We start from the raw sequence: 16,841 nt of genomic DNA, 5'->3' as shown, positions 1-16,841 counted from the left end.
CGTCGGTGTGACTCAGGCGGCCCGGGCGGCCCGGCGCCGGATCTGCTCCTCCACGTCACCGCGCCGCACGGGCGCGCTGACCTCGTGCAGATAGGAGGCGACCTCGCGGTACGAGGCCCAGAACCCGACCTCGTGGTAGGGCACCCCGCGTTCGGCGCAGTACTCCATGGTCAGCTGCCGGGCGCGGGGCAGGCTCTTCTGCGGCATGGCCGGGAACAGATGGTGCTCGACCTGGTAGTTGAGGCCGCCGTAGAGGAAGTCGACGAGCCGGCTGGGCCGGATGTTGCGGGAGGTGAGGACCTGGCGCTCCAGCCAGTCCAGGGTCTCCTCCTCGCCGTCGCGGACCTGCATGCCCTTGTGGTTGGGGGCGAAGATCATCCCGAAGTAGACGCCGAGGGACGCCTCCTGGACCAGGATGAAGGCGACCGCGAGCACCGGGTTCAGGACGGTGAAGACGAGGCCGGCGTAGACGGCGGTGCGCAGCAGGATCAGGAAGGTCTCCAGCACGGGCCGCTTGGTCTTGCCCTGGGCGATCGACAGGAGGGCGGTCTTCAGCATCTTGAAGCCCTCGAGGACCAGCAGCGCGAAGAACAGCACGCTCTGGTAGCGCACCACGAACTTCTGGGTGCCCTTGCGGCTCGGGTACTGCTTGATGTCGAAGATGGCGGTGCGCCGGCCGATGTCCGGGTCCATGTCCAGGTGGTTGGGGTTGCTGTGGTGCCGGTTGTGGTGGTTGACCCACCAGCCGTAGCTGACCCCGTTGACCAGGTTGGCGTGGATGTAGCCCACCGCGGAGGCGGCCTTCTTGCTGCGGAACATCGCCTTGTGGCCGGCGTCGTGCCACATGAACGCCGACTGGCCGCCGCACAGCCCCATCCACAGGGCGGTGAGCAGCTGCCACCAGGAGTCGCCCAGCTCGAAGAAGGCGGCGAACCCGATCAGCAGCAGAGTGGTGTTGAGGGCCAGCTTGCCCACGTAGTACCGGGGGTCGAGGTCGAGGAGACCTTCGGCCTTGACGCGTTTGAGCAGTTCGGCGAAGGTCGCCGAGGCGCCGGTGCGCTGCCCCGCGCCGGCCCCTCCACCGGTGACGAGTGCCCCGGCTTCTTGTATGTGCGGACGCTGCATGCGTTGCTCTCCTTGGGAGAAGTGCCCGGATCGGGCGGCGGCGCCGCTGCCCCGCGGAGCTGCGGGCGCCGCGAGTCGACAAGGCTCCCGCGTGCGGTCACCGTCGCGGGCGGGGAGGGCTCACCCGGCGGGCCCGGGCGGCGGAAGCACAGTGCGGTACTCCCGGGCCCGGACCGCCGGGCGAACGTGCGTCCAGCGTTCCGTGGAGCGCTGATGTGGCACTGATGTCCCTCTGATCGGACGTGCCGTGCCGGACTCAGCCGGCCGCCCCGGTGCTCAGCCGCTCGTCGAGGGCGCGGACGACCGCGTCGGCGGCCTCGGCGACCGCCTCGTCGTCCGGCGCGCCGATGACGGCCATCAGCTGCTCGACCATGGCGTGCTGGAGTTCCTCGGTGGACTGGCTCATGTCGGTCTCCCGTGTTCTCGATGTGATGTCAGAAGGCGTTGCAGGCGCGGAAGATGTGCGCGAAGCCGGGCAGCGAGGCCTGGGGGCCGTCGAAGGCGACGTACTCGGGGATCAGCACGTCGGGGGCCCACTTCTGCTTGTACGACAGCTGCGTCTGCGCCGGGTACAGGGCGGCGCCCTCCGCCCACAGCGCGTGCATCAGCCACTGGAACGCGGGGCTGTGGCCGTCGAGTTCGTGGCTCGCGTCCAGGCCGGTGAACGGCGTGAACCCGAAGTGCAGCCACTCGACGCCCTCGGCCCGGAACACCTCGACGGCGTGCGCGTTGATGGCCTCCATCAGGCCCGGGGAGCCCTCGGGGATGCGCCGGCTGAGGTCGTGCATCCAGCCGGCCCGGCTGCCGTAGACCGGGGAGTACGAGATGTACGCGACCGGGGCGCCGTCGATGGTGCCGACGAACAGCCGGCGGTGGGCCTGGGCCGGGCCGCCGATCTGGCCGACGAGGAACTCCAGTTGCTGGGCGCCGCCCTTGGAGCCGAGCCAGGCCTGGTCGATGGTGATGATGGCGTCCCGCACGTCGGCCGCGTCGGCCTCCTGGATGACGAGGCCGTTGCGGTGGGCGCGGGAGATCTTGTTGCGCAGCTGCATGAACCTGGTGCCGCGCAGGGTGAACTCGGCGAGGCCGACGGCCCAGGAGGCGCCGACCTGGTTGACGGTGAAGCCGAGTTCGGCGTAGCGCTCGGCGTCGGCGCGCTGGAGCTGGACGCCGACCAGGCGCAGACCCTCGTCGCGGACGTACCGGCGGAAGGCGTCGAGGAGGGTGCCGTAGTCCCGCTCGGCGGCGAAGGGGCCGCCGAACTGGACGGCGTGCCGGCCGGTGCGGCGATAGACGACGACACCGTCCGCGCCCGGGACGGTGAACGTACTGTTTCCGCTGTTGAGCGCCAGGAACGAACTCGGGTTCTCGCTCGCGGTGTGCGTGCGTATCGCGTCGAGAACCAGGCCCTCTGTGGCGGTTTCGGTGGTGGTCGCGGTCATTCCCGTACCCCTTTCGGGAGCGTTTTCCGACGAAGGGAGTACAGCACCGCTAAGGCGCCCCGGAAAAGGGCGGATAGGAATTCATTGCCTGTGTCAGAACGGTGTCAGCATTCCGTCAGCGGGCACTGCCAGTGTGGTTCCCGTGAACGGCGCGGGAAACCGGAGCCGGGAGCGAGGAGAGGTGCCCGGAGTGGCTGATCGGGGACCGCGAGCACGCCTCTTGGTCGGGCCGGGAACGGCCCACGCAGGTTCAAATCCTGCCCTCTCCGCCACACCCGGGGCCACCGTCGGACCGGAATTCCGTACGCGGGTGATCTCGAATTCACCGCTCCGGCGCCCGGAACGCATTTTCCCCTCTCCGGTGCCGTGCCGATGACGATTCGGCACCGGACGCCCCAGGAACCGCCGGCCGCCCCCCGTCCCGGCGGAGCAACCGCCCCGGCGGGCCGTTTCATGAGCCCAGGCCCGCCGGGGCGTGGCGCGTTGCCGGCCACCCGGTGTGCCGGCACAGAACGACCCCGGAAAGAAAAGGCGTCACCAAGGAATTTCCAGCAGGGATTGTCATACAGGGGGAAGACATGCTGAGGTTCTCCGTTCTCGGTGCACTGCAGATACGGACCGCCGCCGGGCCGGCGGAGATCTCCGGCGATCTGCAGCGCACCCTGGTCCAGACGCTGCTGGTCAGCGAGGGACAGCCGGTCTCCGGGGAGAGCCTGGCCGAGGCGATGTGGGGCGAGGCCGCCCCCGACAACCAGGCCAACGCCCTGCAGGCGCACATCAGCAGGCTGCGCCGCAGGCTCCGCGACCTGGAGCCGGACCGGCCGGCCTCCCGGGTCACCATCCACCCCTCGGGCTACCGACTCGGCGTCGGGGAGGGCGAGTTGGACGCGGCCGAGTTCATCAGGACGGTGCGGCAGGCCGAGTCGGCGGCGCCGGGGGACGCGGCACGCACCGCGCGGCTGCTGGGGGACGCGCTGGCGATGTGGCGCGGGCCGGTGTTCGGCGGGTTCGCGGGCGGGACGCTGTGCCAGCTGGCCGGGGCCCGGTACGAGGAGTACCGGATGCGGGCGATGGAGCTGCGCTTCGACGCCGAGCTGCGGCTCGGCCGGCACGCGGCCGTGCTCGCGGAACTCACCGAGGCGCACACCAACCACCCCTTGCGGGAACGCTTCTGCGAGCTGCTGATGATCGCCCTGTACGGCGCGGGACGGCAGGCCGACGCCCTCGACGTGTTCCGCCGGATGCGCCGCCACCTCGACGAGGAACTCGGCATCCAGCCCTCCCCCGCCCTGCGTCAGGTGGAGCACGCGATCCTCTCCCACGACCCCGCGCTGACCGGCGACACCCGCATGCCCGTCCGGCTCCAGCCTGCCTGACTCACCGGGAAATCGATGTGCGTAAGCCGCCCGTCAGCACCCGGTCAGCCCGCCTTGCCACGCTCGGCAACCGACGTTCCGTCAGCTCACGGAAGCAGGGGGAGACATGAGGTCCCACGTCGTGGAACTGGCCGCACTGCGCGAACGCGTGCTCGCGGGCCCCGGGGAGAAGGCGACCGCCGCCCAGAAGGCCAAGGGCAAGCTCACCGTGCGGGAACGGATCGACCTGCTCCTCGACGAGGGCTCGTTCCACGAGGTCGAGCCGCTGCGCCGGCACCGGGCCACCGGCTTCGGGCTGGAGGCGAAGAAGCCGCACACCGACGGCGTCGTCACCGGCTGGGGCACGGTGGAGGGGCGTACCGTCTTCGTCTACGCCCATGACTTCCGGATCTTCGGCGGGGCGCTGGGCGAGGCCCACGCCGCCAAGATCCACAAGATCATGGACATGGCTCTCGCGGCCGGCGCGCCGCTGGTCTCCCTGAACGACGGCGCGGGCGCCCGGATCCAGGAGGGCGTCACCGCCCTCGCCGGCTACGGCGGCATCTTCCGGCGCAACACGGCCGCGTCGGGGGTCATCCCGCAGATCAGCGTGATGCTCGGCCCGTGCGCCGGCGGTGCCGCCTACTCCCCCGCCCTGACCGACTTCGTGTTCATGGTCCGCGAGACGTCCCAGATGTTCATCACCGGCCCGGACGTCGTCAAGGCGGTCACCGGCGAGGAGATCACCCAGAACGGGCTCGGCGGCGCCGACGTCCACGCCGAGACCAGCGGGGTCTGCCACTTCGCCTACGACGACGAGGAGACCTGCCTGGAGGAGGTCCGGTACCTGCTCTCCCTGCTGCCCGGCAACAACCGCGAGACCCCGCCCGCCGTGCCCTGCGACGACCCGGCCGACCGCCGCTGCGAGACGCTCGCCGACCTGGTGCCGGTCGACGGCAACCGGCCGTACGACATGGCGAAGGTGATCGAGGAGATCGTCGACGACGGCGAGTACCTGGAGGTGCACCAGCGCTGGGCCCGCAACATCATCTGCGCGCTGGCCCGGCTGGACGGGCAGGTCGTCGGGATCGTCGCCAACCAGCCGCAGTCGCTGGCCGGGGTGCTGGACATCGAGGCGTCCGAGAAGGCGGCCCGCTTCGTGCAGATGTGCGACGCGTTCAGCATCCCGCTGGTCACCCTGCTCGACGTGCCCGGCTTCCTCCCTGGCGTCGGCCAGGAGCACGGCGGCATCATCCGCCACGGCGCCAAGCTGCTGTACGCCTACTGCGACGCGAGCGTCCCGCGCATCTCCCTCATCCTGCGCAAGGCCTACGGCGGCGCCTACATCGTCATGGACTCCCAGTCCATCGGCGCCGACCTGACCTACGCCTGGCCCACCAACGAGATCGCCGTGATGGGCGCGGAGGGCGCCGCGAACGTCATCTTCCGCCGTCAGATCGCCGAGGCCGACGACCCCGAGGCCAGGCGGGCCGAGCTGGTGAAGGAGTACAAGGCCGAGTTGATGCACCCGTACTACGCGGCCGAGCGCGGCCTGGTGGACGACGTGATCGACCCGGCCGACACCCGCCGCGTCCTCGTCGGCGCGCTGGCGATGCTGCGCTCCAAGCACGCCGAACGCCCCGCCCGCAAACACGGCAACCCCCCTCAGTGACGGAGGTCCCCATGACCGCATCCCCGACTCCCCCCATCCGCGTCGAGAAGGGCGAGGCCACCGAGGAGGAGCTGGCCGCCCTCGCGGTGCTGCTGCTCAGCCGCACCGCCCTGGCGGGCGCCGGCACCGAACCGGCCTCCCCCGGCACCACGTCCTGGCGCCCGCACGCCTTCCACGCACCCCACAGCTGGCAGCGGTCCTGACCGGCGCCGGACACGCCGAGCGGCCCGGCACGCCTCACGGTGCCGGGCCGCTCGGCGCGGGTGTCGGCCGTCGGGGTCGGCCTTGGGGTTGGCTTTCAGGGTCGGCCTTCGGGGTCAGCCTGGGAGTCAGCCGAGGACCAGGGCGATGTCCTGCTCCTGGACCGCGTGGAAGGCCGGCAGCGGGAGGATGCCCACGGGGCGCAGCTCCATGACGGTGGCCTCGACGTGGGCCGCGCCGGCCTTGAGGGGCTCGGCCGTGACCTGGCCCGAGTTCTGCCAGCGGTGCTCGGCGCCGTCGCACACGGCGAGCGTGCCTCCGATGCCGTGCTGGACGCGGGCGTCGCTCTGGCTGACCGAGGAGCTGACGAACACGGGTCCGGTGCCGCCGGTGCAGCGGTAGGTGCCGGAGAGGGTGACGGTGCCGTCCGCCGCGATCCGGCCGGTCGGGTCGACGGTGACGCTCTCGGCGGGTCCTGCGACGCGGGCGGGAGCGGCGGCAGCGGTGGGTGCGGCGACGGCGCACAGCAGCGCGGCCGCGCCGAGCGCGGTGGCGACGGCGGAGCGTACGGACATGGGAGGACCTCCCGGTTCTCGGTGGTGTGGGGGCCTCCACTGGTACCGGGCGGCCGTGCCGTCGGCCGTGATCGTCACTCCATCGGTGGCGCGTCATGGAACCGTCCGTGAGTTGTCCGCGTGTTGTCACGCTTCACGGCCGGACGTTCCGATGAGTTCACGCCCGGGGCATGGTCTGCACAGGGCCGGACGGTGACCGATCCGCCGGCCCCCATCGCATCGATGTGGAGGTGCGCCATGTGCTCCCACCAGTTCTCCTGCCCCACAGCGGACACCGGCATCCCGCACCCCGTCGCCGCCCACCCCGAGCAGGGCTGGACCCTGCTGTGCGACGGGTCGATCGTCTTCGACGACACCGGTGAGCTGCACCCCGACGGCAGCGTGGTCCCGCCGCACCGGGCCCCGGCGGAACGCCTCGCCACGGCCGCGTAACTCCCGGCCCCGGCGCGGGGGCCTCCGTCACGGCAGTACGGCGAACCCGTCCAGCTCCACCAGCGCCCGCTCGTCCCACAGCCGTACGACCTCCACGACCGCCATCGCCGGGTAGTCCCGGCCGGCCAGCTCCTGCCAGATCCGGCCGAGCCGGCGGGCATGGTCGCGGTAGGCGGCGACGTCGGTGGCGTAGACGGTGACGCGGGCGAGGTCGGCGGGGGTGCCGCCGGCCGCGCGGAGGGCGTTGAGCAGGTTGCCGAGGGCCTGCTCGAACTGCTCCGGGAGCGTGTCGCCGGTGATCTTGCCGTCCGTGTCGAGGGCGGTCTGCCCGGCGAGGAACACCACGCGGGAGCCGGTGGCGACGACGGCGTGGGAGAAGCCGGTGGGCGGGGACAGCTCGGGCGGATTGACGCGCTCGGTGCTCACCGGGCCTCCCGGTCGGGTGTCATGGCGTACAACTCCTTGGCGATGATGCCCCGTTGGACCTCGCTCGCCCCCTCGTAGATGCGTGGGGCGCGCACCTCGCGGTAGAGGTGTTCGAGGAGGTGGCCGCGGCGCAGGGCGCGGGCGCCGTGCAGTTGGACGGCGGTGTCGACGACGTACTGCGCGGTCTCGGTGGCGAGCAGCTTGGCCATCGCGGAGCGCCGGGGCACGTCGGCGGCGCCCCGGTCGTACGCCGTCGCCGCGGCGTAGACCATCAGGCGTGCCGCCTCCGTGCGCAGCGCCATCTCGGCGACCTGGTGGGAGACCGCCTGAAGGTCGCGGAGTTTGCCGCCGAAGGCGTCGCGGGCGCGGGTGTGGTCGAGGGTGGCGTCGAGGGCGGCCTGGGCCATGCCGACGGCGAAGGCGCCGACGCTGGGCCGGAAGAGGTTGAGGGTGCCCATGGCGACGGCGAAGCCCCGGTCCACCTCGCCGAGCACGTCGTCCCCGGTGACGGGCACGGCGTCGAAGTCGAGGGCGCCGATGGGGTGCGGGGAGATCATCTCCAGCGCGGTGCCGGTGAGTCCGGGCCGGTCGGCGGGGACCAGGAAGGCGGTCACGCCCCGGGCCCCGGCGCCGGGCGTGGTGCGGGCGAAGACGGTGTAGAAGTCGGCCTCGGGGGCGTTGGAGATCCAGCACTTGGCGCCGGTGAGCCGCCAGCCCTCGCCGCCGTCGGGCTCGGCGGCGAGGGCGAGGGCGGCGGCGTCCGATCCGGCGCCCGGCTCGCTCAGCGCGAACGCGGCCACCGCGCCGCCGTCGGCGACGCCGGGCAGCCAGCGCTCCCGCTGGGCCGGGGTGCCGTGGGCGTGCACCGGGTGGGCGCCCAGGCCCTGGAGCGCGAGGGCGGTCTCGGCCTCGGTGCAGGCCTGGGCGAGGGACTCCCGCATCAGACACAGGTCGAGGGCGCCCGAGGTGAACAGGCGGGCGAGCAGCCCGAGCCGGCCGAGTTCGGCGAGGAGCGGGCGGTTGACCAGGCCCGGCTCGCCCTTGTCGGCCAGCGGGCGCAGCCGTTCGGCGGCCAGCGAGCGCAACTCGGCACACCAGGCGGTCTGCTCCGGTTCGAGTGAGAATGCGAGCACTGCCGGTCCTCCCTCCGAGGCGGGCGCGTGCGCCGCCCTCCCGGCCATGACCGTGAGGACGCCCCTGCACCCCTCCGACGTTATCGCGCACAGTTGACTGCCGTCACCAACACGATACGCTCAGGTTCAGCCCAGCACGGCTCGTTGCGAGCCAGGACGCCCGTGCCCACCAGGACGCCCGTCTCCACGCTTGTCTACGGCAAGGGGGCGAACCGCCATGCACGACTCGGCCCACCTCGACACCTTCGCGCGCGACCACCTGCCCCCGCCGGACGAGTGGCCCGAGCTGCGGTTCGATCTGCCGGAGCTGCGTTACCCCGCACGGCTGAACTGCGCCGCCGAACTCCTCGCCCACGCCGATCCGGACCGCCCCGTCTTCCGTACCCCGGACGGCCCCGTGTGGACGTACGGCGAGCTGCGCGCCCGGGTCGACCGCATCGCCCATGTCCTCACGGGCGAGCTGGGCGTGGTGCCCGGCAACCGGGTGCTGCTGCGCGGCCCCACCACGCCCTGGCTGGCCGCCTGCTGGCTGGCGGTGCTGAAGGCGGGCGCGGTCGCGGTCACCGTGCTGGCCCAGCAGCGCCCGCACGAGCTGGCGACCATGTGCGAGATCGCCCGGGTCGGACACGCGCTGTGCGACATCCGCGCCGTGGACGACCTGGCGAAGGCCGACGTGCCGGGCCTGCGCATCACGACGTACGGCGGTGACGGCCCCGACGACCTGCTGCGCCGCCCCGCGCCGGACACGCCGTTCCCGGCCGTCGACACCGCCGCCGACGACGTCGCCCTGATCGCGTTCACCTCCGGCACCACGGGCCGCCCGAAAGGGTGCATGCACGTCCACCGGGACGTGCTGGCCGTCGCCGACACCTTCTCCCGCCATGTGCTGCGCCCCCACGGGGACGACGTGTTCACCGGCAGTCCGCCGCTGGGCTTCACCTTCGGCCTGGGCGGACTGGTGATCTTCCCGATGCGGGCGGGCGCCAGCACCCTGCTGCTGGAACAGGCCGGCCCCCGGCAGCTGCTGCCCGCGATCGCCGAGCACCGGGTCTCGGTCCTGTTCACCGCGCCGACCGCCTACCGCGCGATGCTCGACGAACTGGACGGGCACGACGTCTCGTCCCTGCGGCGCTGTGTGTCGGCCGGCGAGAACCTTCCCGCGGCCACCTGGCAGGCCTGGCACGAGCGCACCGGCCTGCGCATCATCAACGGCATCGGCGCCACCGAGCTGCTGCACATCTTCATCTCGGCGGCCGACGAGGCGATCAGACCGGGCACGACGGGCGTCCCCGTGCCGGGCTGGCAGGCGCGCGTGCAGGACGCGCACGGCATCCCCGTGCCCGACGGCGAGCCGGGGCTGCTGGCGGTGCGCGGCCCGGTCGGCTGCCGCTACCTCGCCGACCCCCGGCAGCGGGAGTACGTGCGCGGCGGCTGGAACGTCACCGGGGACACCTACATCCGCGACGGCGACGGCTACTTCCGCTATGTGGCCCGCGCCGACGACATGATCATCTCGGCCGGGTACAACATCGCCGGACCCGAGGTGGAGGACGCGCTGCTGCGTCACCCGGACGTGGTCGAGACGGCCGTCGTCGGCCGGCCCGACGAGGCCCGGGGCCAGGTCGTGGTGGCGTACACCGTGCTGCGCGCCGGGGCGCGGCGCGACCCCGATGCGCTGCGCACGTTCCTCACGTCCGAGCTGGCCCCCTACAAGTGCCCGCGCGAATTCATCTTCCTCGACGCCCTCCCGCGCACCGCCACCGGGAAGTTGCAGCGGTTCCGGCTGCGCACCGAGGGCGACCGGCAGTGATGCCGACGACCTAAAATGATCAACGTGTCCGAGCAGCACGCCCCCAGGTCCCTCATCGTCACGCTCTACGGCGCGTACGGCCGCTTCGTGCCGGGCCCGGTGCCCGTCGCCGAGCTGATCCGGCTGTTGGCCGCGGTCGGGGTGGACGCGCCCTCGGTGCGCTCCTCGGTGTCCCGACTCAAACGCCGCGGGCTGCTGCTGCCCGCCCGCACGGCCCAGGGCGCCGCCGGGTACGAACTCTCCCCCGAGGCACGGCAGTTGCTGGACGACGGCGACCGCCGCATCTACGCGACCACCCCGCCCGAGGACGAGGGCTGGGTGCTCGCGGTGTTCTCGGTGCCCGAGTCGGAGCGGCAGAAGCGGCACGTGCTGCGCTCCCGGCTGGCGGGCCTGGGCTTCGGCACGGCGGCCCCCGGGGTGTGGATCGCCCCGGCGCGGCTGTACGACGAGACCCGGCACACCCTGTCCCGGCTGGGCCTCGACCCGTACGTGGACTTCTTCCGGGGTGACCACCTCGGCTTCACCCCGACCGCCGAGGCCGTCACCCGTTGGTGGGATCTCGCGGCGATCGCCAAGGAGCACGAGCGCTTCCTGGACGTCCACGCCCCGGTCCTGCACACCTGGGAGCACCGCACGGGCACCCCGCCCGAGGACGCCTACCGCGACTACCTCCTCGCCCTGGACTCCTGGCGCCACCTGCCCTACACCGACCCGGGCCTGCCCGCCCACCTGCTGCCCGCGAACTGGCCGGGCGTGCGCTCGCGGGAGGTGTTCCGCGGGCTGCACGCACGGCTGCGGGACGCGGGAGCGGAGTTCGTCGGGGTGGACTGAGCGGGGGTGTTGGGCGTGCCTCAGAAGCGGCGCAGCCGCAGGGCGATGCCGTGTCCGACCGCGAGGTAGATCACCGCGGGCAGACCGTAGTTGAGCAGGACCCGGAGGTTCTCCGTGTCCATCGTGAAGATGTCCTGCGACCACCAGGCGAGCGCGTCGGCCATGTCTCCCACGAACCGCACGAAGACGTTCCCCTGGTTGGCCTCCAGCATGTACAGCAGGATCCACAGGCCCAGGAACGCCGCCGCGACGTCCGCGACGGTGTGGATGACCAGCGCGGCACGCCGGGTGCCCGAACCGTCGGGGCGGCGCTGCCGGACGGGCGCGGCGGGCTGCGCCGGGGGCCCGGGGTAGTGGGGGCCCGGGTCCGGAGTGTGGCCGTAGCCGTATCCGGGGTGGTCGGGCAGCGGCCTGGTGTCACTCATATCGGTCTCGATCCCTGTCGGTCTTCCGGGTCTTCCGGGTCTTCCACGTGGCTCGAAAGAACCTAGACAGGCGCGGATAACAGGCCGGTTCAGGAACCGTGCGAATCGCGTGGAAGGGGTGTGACCGAACCGAGGGACAGCCGCGGCTTGGGGGCGTCCGTGCGCCCGGTCTGCGGGCGCCGGCTGCCCGCCCGGTAGGGCGCGGGCCAGACGACCCCGGGTCCCTCGTAGCCCTGCTCGGCGGCCGCGTGCAGGGTCCAGTGCGGGTCGTACAGGTGCGGCCGGGCCAGCGCGCACAGGTCCGTACGCCCGGCCAGGATCAGGGAGTTGACGTCGTCCCACGAGGAGATCGCGCCGACCGCGATCACCGGGACGCGGACCGAGTTCCGGATGCGGTCGGCGAACGGCGTCTGGTACGACCGCCCGAACTCCGGCCGCTCCTCGGCCACCACCTGCCCGGTGGAGACGTCGATCGCGTCGGCGCCGTGCGCGGCGAAGGCGCGGGCGATCTCCACGGCGTCCTCGGCGGTGGTGCCGCCCTCGGCCCAGTCCGTGGCCGAGATGCGTACGGTCATCGGCCGCTCGCCCGGCCACACCGCGCGTACGGCGTCGAAGACCTCCAGCGGGAACCTCAGCCGCTTCTCCAGCGAGCCGCCGTAGGCGTCGGTGCGCTGGTTGGTGAGCGGGGAGAGGAAGCCGGACAGCAGGTAGCCGTGGGCGCAGTGCAGTTCGAGCAGGTCGAAGCCGGCCCGGGCGGCCCGCCAGGCGGCGGCCGTGAACTGCTCGCGGATGTCGGTCAGTTGAGCCCGCGAGAGCTGGCGCGGGGTCTGACTGTCCGGCTTGTACGGCAGCGGGGAGGCGGCCACGAGCGGCCAGTTGCCGTCGGGCAGCGGCTCGTCCATGCCCTCCCACATCAGCCTGGTGGAGCCCTTGCGGCCGGAGTGCCCGAGCTGCACTCCGATCGCGGTGCCGGGGGTCTGGGTGTGCACGAAGTCGGTGATCCGCTTCCACGCCTCACCTTGCCGGCCGGTGTAGAGGCCCGCGCAGCCGGGGGTGATCCGGCCCTCCTCGCTCACGCACACCATCTCGGTCATCACCAGACCGGCCCCGCCGAGGGCGCGGGCGCCGAGGTGGACGAGGTGGAAGTCGCCGGGGACGCCGTCGGTGGCCGAGTACATGTCCATGGGCGAGACGACGACCCGGTTGCGTAGGGTCAGTCCGCGCAGCCGGAACGGCGTGAACATCGGGGGCGTCCCGGGCGGGCAGCCGAACTCGCGCTCCACGGCCTCGGTGAAGTGGGCGTCACGCAGCCGCAGGTTGTCGTGGGTGACGCGACGGCTGCGGGTGAGCAGGTTGAACGCGAACTGGCGGGGCGGCTGGTCGAGATACAGCCGCAGGTTCTCGAACCACTCCAGGCTGGCCCGGGCGGCGCGCTGCGTGGAGGCGACGACGGCCTTGCGTTCCTCCTCGTACGCCGCGAGCGCCTGGGGCACGTCGGGATGTTCCTCCAGGCAGGCCGCCAGCGCCAGCGCGTCCTCCACGGCGAGCTTGGTGCCGGAGCCGATGGAGAAGTGGGCGGTGTGGGCGGCGTCGCCGAGGAGGACGACGTTGCCGTGCGACCAGTGCTCGTTGACCACCGTGCGGAAGGTGGTCCAGGTGGAGTTGTTGGAGCGCAGGGGGCGGCCGCGGAGCGCTTCCGCGAAGATCTTGGCGCAGCGGTCGATGGACTCCTGCGGGTCGGCCTCGTCGAAGCCCGCCGCCCGCCAGACCTCCTCGCGCATCTCGACGATCACGGTGGAGGCGTCGGCCGCGTAGGGGTAGCCGTGCAGCTGCATCACGCCGTGCTCGGTCTCGGCGATCTCGAAACGGAAGGCGTCGAAGGCGAAGTCGGCGGCCAGCCAGATGTAGCGGCAGTGGTGGGTGGCCACATGGGGCCGGAACACATGGGCGTAGGTCTCGCGGGTGGTGCTCTTGACTCCGTCGGCGGCGATGACGAGGTCGTGGGTCGCCGAAAGGTGGTTGGGGTCGGGTGCCGCGGTGCGGAAGCGGAGGTCCACGCCGAGGGTGCGGCAGCGGTCGTGCAGGATCTCCAGGAGACGGCGCCTGCCCAGTGCGGCGAAGCCGTGTCCTCCGGAGGTGTGCCGGGTGCCTCGGTGGGCGATGTCGATGTCGTCCCAGCGGGTGAAGTCTTGTTGGAGGGCTGCGTAGACGACGGGGTCGGCGTGTTCGATGCCGCCCAGGGTTTCGTCGGAGAGGACGACTCCGAAGCCGAAGGTCTCGTCGGGGGCGTTGCGTTCCCAGACGGTGATGTCGCGGGTCGGGTCGAGGCGCTTCAGGAGCGCGGCGGCGTAGAGTCCGCCGGGGCCGCCGCCGAGGATGGCGATGCGCTGCATCGACTACCTCCCCCTCCACTTCGGGGGGCGCTTCTCGGTGAACGCCGCGTGGAACTCCGCGTAGTCCTCGCCGTTCATCAGGAGGGCCTGGGTGGAGGCGTCCAGTTCCACCGATGCCGCCAGGGGCATGTCCAGTTCGGCGGTCAGGAGGGCCTTCGTCTGGGCGTATGCCAGTGCCGGGCCGTCGGCCAGGCGGCGGGCGAGGGTGAGGGCCGCCTCGTCGGCTCGGCCCTCTTCGGTCAGCTCGCTGATCAGGCCGATGCGTTCCGCCTCGGGGGCGCGGACCGGGTCGCCGAGCATGAGGAGGCGGGTGGCGTGGCCGAGGCCGACGACGCGGGGCAGGAGGTAGGCCGCGCCCATGTCGCCGCCGGACAGGCCGACGCGGGTGAAGAGGAAGGCGAAGCGGGCCGAGGGGTCCGCGACGCGGAAGTCGGCCGCGAGGGCGAGGACGGCACCGGCGCCGGCCGCCACGCCGTGGACGGCGGCGATCACCGGGAAGGGGCACTCCCGGATCGCCCGTACCACCTGGCCGGTCATGCGGTTGAAGTCGAGCAGCTGGGCGGTGTCCATGGACAGTGTGGCGCCGATGATCTCGTCCACGTCGCCGCCGGAGCAGAAGCCGCGCCCCTCGCCGGTCAGCACCAGGGCCCGCACGGAGCGTTCCCGGGACAGCTCGGCGAGCAGGTCGCGCAGGTCGGCGTAGGCGCCGAAGGTGAGCGCGTTGAGCTTGTCGGGGCGGGCGAGGGTGACGGTGGCGATGCCGTCGGCGCGCTGGACCCGCAGGTGCTCCCAGTCGGGGGTGCGGGCGGCGGAGCCGGTGAAGGGACTCATGACGTGCGGCCTCCTAGGGGGCGTGCCTCACGTTGCGCTACCCCTCGAAGTTATCACCTCTTTGTGACTGTCGTCATGAGCGCGCAACACGGCGCCTGGGTGCGTGTCACCCGACCGGCCGGGTCACCTCGCCCAGGTCACCGGTCGGCGACAGCGCCGTAACAGTGGGCGCGGCCGTGCGAGGCGGGGCGTTCGGCCGGGTAGAGCGCCCGGTACCGGGGCGAAAGTCCCGGGCGGTGCCCGCCGAAGATCGCTATGGCCGGACCCGTACCATTCCTACAGTCGAAAGCAGGACAGCCTGCTCCATGAACGGACTCGCCTTGCACGAACGCCCCACCGAATCGGCCTCCTGGCGTATCGCGCTGCCGCACACCGCCGCGGCGGTGCCGGCCGCGCGCGCTCTGGTGCGCGAGGCCCTCGCCGAGGTGGAGCACACGACCGACTGCGACACGGCGGAGCTGCTCACGGCGGAACTGGTGGCCAACGCGGTGGAGCACACCGCCGGGCGCGGCCCGATCGAGCTGGTGGTGGAGCTGCTGCCGACCGGCTGCCAGGTCGAGGTGCACGACCCGGACCCGGCGCCGCCCGGCCATCTCACCCGGCCGGTGATCGAGGAGCCCGACCCCTGGCAGGAAGGAGGGCGCGGTCTCCTGTTGATCCGCGCCCTCAGCTCGTCCTGCGGTCACCGCCCCACCTCGTCGGGCAAGGCGGTGTGGTTCAGACTGCCTGTGATTCCCGCTCAGCGGCGTCCGAGGTGACCTCGGCCGGGGCCGCCGGCCGGGCCAGCGTGGAGTGCCGGCGCCCGTAGGCGACGTAGACGAGCAGGCCCACCGCGAGGAACACGGCGAACTGGATCCAGGTCTGCCAGCCGGTCTCGTACATCAGGTACAGGCAGAAGCCCACGCCGAGCAGCGGGCCCACCGGGTACAGCGGCACCCGGAAGCTGCGGGTGAGGCCCGGCTCGCGGCGGCGCAGGGCGATCACCACGATGTTGACCACGGCCATGATCGCGAGCGTGCCGATGGTGCACAGGTTCATCACGGCGTCGAGCGAGGCGAAGGCCGCCGGGACCGCGAAGACGACGGCGACGATGAGCGTGCCGGCCACCGGGGTGGAGGTGCGCGGGGAGACCTTCTCGAAGACGCGCGGGATCAGGCCGTCCCGGGACATCGACATCAGGATGCGGGTCTGGCCGTACATCACGGCGAGGACGACGGACGCGATGGCGACGACCGCCCCGAAGGCGACGACACCACCGCCGACGGTGGAGCCGGTGACCTCGTTGACCACGTACGACAGCGCGGCGGGGCGGCCGGCGACCTGGTCGCCGCCGATGGCGCCGATCGCGGCGACCGCGACCGCGCAGTAGAGCAGGGTGACCAGGCCCATGCAGACCATGATCGCGACCGGGATGTCCCGGCGCGGGTTCTTGGCCTCCTCGCCGGCCGTGGTGATCGCGTCGAAGCCGATGTAGGAGAAGAACGCGGCCGTGGTGCCCGCGCCGATGCCGCCGAGGCCGGCCGGGGAGAACGGGGTGAGGTTGCCGTCCTTGAAGGCGCTGTAGCCGATGGCGCAGAAGGCCAGCAGGATGACGAGCTTCACGGCGGCCATGGCGGCCGTCGCCCGGGCGCTCTCGCGCACTCCGCGCACCAGCAGCACGGAGGCCATGGCGATGACGATCACGGCGGGCAGGTTCGCGATGCCGCCGTCGCCGGGGCCGGCGGACAGCGCGGCCGGGAGCTGCCAGCCGGTGAGGCTGTGCAGGAGTTCGTTGACGTACTGGCTCCAGCCGACGGCGACCGCCGAGATGGAGATGCCGTACTCCAGCAGCAGGCACCAGCCGACCAGGAAGGCGGTGGACTCGCCGAGGCCGGCGTAGGCGAAGGAGTACGAGGAGCCGGAGACCGGGATCGCGCCGCCCAGCTCGGCGAAGGAGAAGGCGGTGAAGACGCAGGTGATCGCCGCGAGGACGAAGGAGACGACCACGGCGGGTCCGGCCTGGGCGACGGAGTCGGAGAGGCCGACGAAGATGCCGGTGCCGACGATGGCACCGACGCCGAAGCAGATGAGTTGGAAGAGGCCCATGGTGCGCTTCAGGCCGTGTCCCTCGCGGTCGGCGCCGGATTCGGCGACGAGCAGGTGCGGGGACTTGATGCGGGGAGCGGGCATGCGGGTGGTGCTCGTTTCTGG

17 protein-coding genes and 1 tRNA gene are annotated in these 16,841 nt (G+C 72.2%); 8 read left to right on the top strand and 10 right to left on the bottom strand.

What is annotated here, in order from left to right:
• Positions 1-12 precede the first annotated feature (12 nt).
• The 3 genes from ABZ865_RS00420 to ABZ865_RS00410 form a co-directional block, all read right to left on the bottom strand.
• Positions 13-1,125 carry an acyl-CoA desaturase gene (locus ABZ865_RS00420; RefSeq protein WP_361221917.1) on the bottom strand — a complete coding sequence of 371 codons (1,113 nt, stop codon included), beginning with the start codon at positions 1,123-1,125 and terminating at the stop codon, positions 13-15.
• Positions 1,126-1,381: 256 nt separating this feature from the next.
• Positions 1,382-1,531, bottom strand: a complete 150-nt coding sequence (locus tag ABZ865_RS00415) for a hypothetical protein (protein ID WP_361221915.1) — start codon at positions 1,529-1,531, stop codon at positions 1,382-1,384.
• Between the two features lie 28 nt (positions 1,532-1,559).
• A complete protein-coding gene (locus ABZ865_RS00410; RefSeq protein WP_361221912.1) occupies positions 1,560-2,567 on the bottom strand; it encodes a DUF2156 domain-containing protein in 1,008 nt (335 codons plus the stop codon).
• A 175-nt stretch (positions 2,568-2,742) separates the two neighbouring features.
• Here ABZ865_RS00410 and ABZ865_RS00405 point away from each other — a divergent pair.
• The 4 genes from ABZ865_RS00405 (at position 2,743) to ABZ865_RS00390 (ending at position 5,797) form a co-directional block, all read left to right on the top strand.
• Positions 2,743-2,839 (top strand) — tRNA-OTHER (locus ABZ865_RS00405).
• A 306-nt stretch (positions 2,840-3,145) separates the two neighbouring features.
• The gene (locus ABZ865_RS00400) at positions 3,146-3,943 is read left to right on the top strand and encodes an AfsR/SARP family transcriptional regulator (RefSeq protein ID WP_361221910.1); all 798 of its coding nucleotides are present in this window, start codon (positions 3,146-3,148) and stop codon (positions 3,941-3,943) included.
• A gap of 106 nt (positions 3,944-4,049) precedes the next feature.
• A complete protein-coding gene (locus tag ABZ865_RS00395; protein WP_361221908.1) occupies positions 4,050-5,594 on the top strand; it encodes an acyl-CoA carboxylase subunit beta in 1,545 nt (514 codons plus the stop codon).
• Between the two features lie 11 nt (positions 5,595-5,605).
• On the top strand, positions 5,606-5,797 hold the full coding sequence (locus ABZ865_RS00390; protein WP_100828762.1) for an acyl-CoA carboxylase epsilon subunit: 192 nt from the start codon (positions 5,606-5,608) through the stop codon (positions 5,795-5,797).
• A 126-nt stretch (positions 5,798-5,923) separates the two neighbouring features.
• Here the strand turns inward: ABZ865_RS00390 and ABZ865_RS00385 are convergent, their stop codons facing one another.
• On the bottom strand, positions 5,924-6,370 hold the full coding sequence (locus tag ABZ865_RS00385) for a DUF6299 family protein (protein WP_361221906.1): 447 nt from the start codon (positions 6,368-6,370) through the stop codon (positions 5,924-5,926).
• Between the two features lie 237 nt (positions 6,371-6,607).
• Here ABZ865_RS00385 and ABZ865_RS00380 point away from each other — a divergent pair, with 237 nt between their 5' ends.
• Complete coding sequence (locus ABZ865_RS00380) at positions 6,608-6,802, top strand: DUF5999 family protein (protein WP_361221904.1); 195 nt, start codon at positions 6,608-6,610, stop codon at positions 6,800-6,802.
• 27 nt (positions 6,803-6,829) lie between these two features.
• On the opposite strand, the gene ABZ865_RS00375 is transcribed toward ABZ865_RS00380, so the two are convergent.
• The gene (locus tag ABZ865_RS00375) at positions 6,830-7,228 is read right to left on the bottom strand and encodes a RidA family protein (protein WP_361221902.1); all 399 of its coding nucleotides are present in this window, start codon (positions 7,226-7,228) and stop codon (positions 6,830-6,832) included.
• Positions 7,225-8,361, bottom strand: a complete 1,137-nt coding sequence (locus tag ABZ865_RS00370) for an acyl-CoA dehydrogenase (protein WP_361221900.1) — start codon at positions 8,359-8,361, stop codon at positions 7,225-7,227. Before ABZ865_RS00370 ends, ABZ865_RS00375 begins: the two co-directional genes overlap by 4 nt.
• A 217-nt stretch (positions 8,362-8,578) precedes the next feature.
• Here ABZ865_RS00370 and ABZ865_RS00365 point away from each other — a divergent pair, with 217 nt between their 5' ends.
• Both ABZ865_RS00365 and ABZ865_RS00360 read left to right on the top strand, forming a co-directional pair.
• The gene (locus ABZ865_RS00365) at positions 8,579-10,171 is read left to right on the top strand and encodes an AMP-binding protein (RefSeq protein ID WP_361221898.1); all 1,593 of its coding nucleotides are present in this window, start codon (positions 8,579-8,581) and stop codon (positions 10,169-10,171) included.
• Between the two features lie 15 nt (positions 10,172-10,186).
• On the top strand, positions 10,187-11,002 hold the full coding sequence (locus tag ABZ865_RS00360; protein WP_361221896.1) for a PaaX family transcriptional regulator C-terminal domain-containing protein: 816 nt from the start codon (positions 10,187-10,189) through the stop codon (positions 11,000-11,002).
• A gap of 20 nt (positions 11,003-11,022) precedes the next feature.
• On the opposite strand, the gene ABZ865_RS00355 is transcribed toward ABZ865_RS00360, so the two are convergent.
• From ABZ865_RS00355 to ABZ865_RS00345, 3 genes are all read right to left on the bottom strand, one after another.
• Entirely contained in the window at positions 11,023-11,427 is a 405-nt protein-coding gene (locus ABZ865_RS00355) for a hypothetical protein (RefSeq protein ID WP_361221894.1), read from the bottom strand.
• Between the two features lie 89 nt (positions 11,428-11,516).
• Positions 11,517-13,820, bottom strand: coding sequence for a bifunctional salicylyl-CoA 5-hydroxylase/oxidoreductase (locus ABZ865_RS00350; RefSeq protein WP_361221892.1), 2,304 nt, complete (start codon positions 13,818-13,820; stop codon positions 11,517-11,519).
• A gap of 3 nt (positions 13,821-13,823) precedes the next feature.
• The gene (locus tag ABZ865_RS00345; RefSeq protein ID WP_361221890.1) at positions 13,824-14,651 is read right to left on the bottom strand and encodes an enoyl-CoA hydratase family protein; all 828 of its coding nucleotides are present in this window, start codon (positions 14,649-14,651) and stop codon (positions 13,824-13,826) included.
• A 305-nt stretch (positions 14,652-14,956) separates the two neighbouring features.
• On the opposite strand from ABZ865_RS00345, the gene ABZ865_RS00340 reads away from it, so the two are divergent.
• Positions 14,957-15,409, top strand: coding sequence for an ATP-binding protein (locus ABZ865_RS00340; RefSeq protein ID WP_361221888.1), 453 nt, complete (start codon positions 14,957-14,959; stop codon positions 15,407-15,409).
• On the opposite strand, the gene ABZ865_RS00335 is transcribed toward ABZ865_RS00340, so the two are convergent.
• Positions 15,369-16,820, bottom strand: a complete 1,452-nt coding sequence (locus tag ABZ865_RS00335) for an amino acid permease (RefSeq protein ID WP_361221886.1) — start codon at positions 16,818-16,820, stop codon at positions 15,369-15,371. The two genes, ABZ865_RS00340 and ABZ865_RS00335, sit on opposite strands and share 41 nt — an antisense overlap.
• Between the last annotated feature and the right edge of the window lie 21 nt (positions 16,821-16,841).

The organism is Streptomyces sp. NPDC047085 (assembly GCF_040643735.1).
Taxonomy (GTDB): Bacteria; Actinomycetota; Actinomycetes; order Streptomycetales; family Streptomycetaceae; genus Streptomyces.
This window is presented reverse-complemented; position numbering and strand designations above follow the sequence as displayed.

Coding starts and splice junctions, on each gene's coding strand:
- ABZ865_RS00420 (WP_361221917.1), bottom strand. CDS start 1,125: ATGCAGCGTCCGCACATACAAGAAGCCGGGGCACTCGTCACCGGTGGA.
- ABZ865_RS00415 (WP_361221915.1), bottom strand. CDS start 1,531: ATGAGCCAGTCCACCGAGGAACTCCAGCACGCCATGGTCGAGCAGCTG.
- ABZ865_RS00410 (WP_361221912.1), bottom strand. CDS start 2,567: ATGACCGCGACCACCACCGAAACCGCCACAGAGGGCCTGGTTCTCGAC.
- ABZ865_RS00400 (WP_361221910.1), top strand. CDS start 3,146: ATGCTGAGGTTCTCCGTTCTCGGTGCACTGCAGATACGGACCGCCGCC.
- ABZ865_RS00395 (WP_361221908.1), top strand. CDS start 4,050: ATGAGGTCCCACGTCGTGGAACTGGCCGCACTGCGCGAACGCGTGCTC.
- ABZ865_RS00390 (WP_100828762.1), top strand. CDS start 5,606: ATGACCGCATCCCCGACTCCCCCCATCCGCGTCGAGAAGGGCGAGGCC.
- ABZ865_RS00385 (WP_361221906.1), bottom strand. CDS start 6,370: ATGTCCGTACGCTCCGCCGTCGCCACCGCGCTCGGCGCGGCCGCGCTG.
- ABZ865_RS00380 (WP_361221904.1), top strand. CDS start 6,608: ATGTGCTCCCACCAGTTCTCCTGCCCCACAGCGGACACCGGCATCCCG.
- ABZ865_RS00365 (WP_361221898.1), top strand. CDS start 8,579: ATGCACGACTCGGCCCACCTCGACACCTTCGCGCGCGACCACCTGCCC.
- ABZ865_RS00360 (WP_361221896.1), top strand. CDS start 10,187: ATGATCAACGTGTCCGAGCAGCACGCCCCCAGGTCCCTCATCGTCACG.
- ABZ865_RS00355 (WP_361221894.1), bottom strand. CDS start 11,427: ATGAGTGACACCAGGCCGCTGCCCGACCACCCCGGATACGGCTACGGC.
- ABZ865_RS00350 (WP_361221892.1), bottom strand. CDS start 13,820: ATGCAGCGCATCGCCATCCTCGGCGGCGGCCCCGGCGGACTCTACGCC.
- ABZ865_RS00345 (WP_361221890.1), bottom strand. CDS start 14,651: ATGAGTCCCTTCACCGGCTCCGCCGCCCGCACCCCCGACTGGGAGCAC.
- ABZ865_RS00340 (WP_361221888.1), top strand. CDS start 14,957: ATGAACGGACTCGCCTTGCACGAACGCCCCACCGAATCGGCCTCCTGG.
- ABZ865_RS00335 (WP_361221886.1), bottom strand. CDS start 16,820: ATGCCCGCTCCCCGCATCAAGTCCCCGCACCTGCTCGTCGCCGAATCC.